Genomic DNA, 674 nt, shown 5'->3' with positions numbered 1-674 from the left:
GGCGGGGCGGCCGCCGGTCTGGAGGAACTCGTGGAGGATGTCGGGGGTGTTGACGAAGAGGTTGGGGCGCATGCGGGCGGCGGAGTCGCCGGCCAGTTCGGTGAGGTACTCGGTGAGTTCCTGCTTGGTGTTGCGCCAGGTGAAGTAGGTGTAGGACTGCTGGAAGCCGATCTCGGCCAGGGTGCGCATCATGGCCGGGCGGGTGAAGGCCTCGGCCAGGAAGATCACGTCGGGGTCGGTGGCGTTGATCTCCGCGATCACCTGTTCCCAGAACACCACGGGTTTGGTGTGCGGGTTGTCGACGCGGAAGATCCGCACCCCGTGCTCCATCCAGTGGCGCAGGATCCGCACCGTCTCGCGGACCAGGCCCGGCATGTCGCGGTCGAAGGCGATCGGGTGGATGTCCTGGTACTTCTTGGGCGGGTTCTCCGCGTACGCGATGGTGCCGTCCACCCGGTGGTGGAACCACTCCGGGTGCTTGTCCACCCACGGGTGGTCCGGGGAGCACTGCAACGCGAAGTCCAGCGCGATCTCCAGGCCCAGCGCGGCGGCCCGGGCCACGAAGGCGTCGAAGTCCTCCATCGTGCCCAGCGCCGGGTGGACCGCGTCGTGTCCGCCCTCGGGCGAGCCGATCGCCCACGGCACCCCCACGTCGTCGGGGCCCGCGGACAGCG

The 674-nt window shown here is 69.3% G+C and carries 1 protein-coding gene; it reads right to left on the bottom strand.

The window, feature by feature from the left end:
- Positions 1 to 674 (bottom strand): alpha-amylase family protein (locus CW362_RS42930; protein ID WP_476756093.1); only part of this gene is annotated, 674 nt, incomplete at both ends.

Origin of the sequence: Streptomyces populi, from assembly GCF_002911015.1 — a bacterium.
Taxonomy (GTDB): Bacteria; Actinomycetota; Actinomycetes; order Streptomycetales; family Streptomycetaceae; genus Streptomyces; species Streptomyces populi.
Note: the sequence above shows the minus strand (reverse complement) of the source record. Positions and strands in the feature narration are given on the sequence as shown.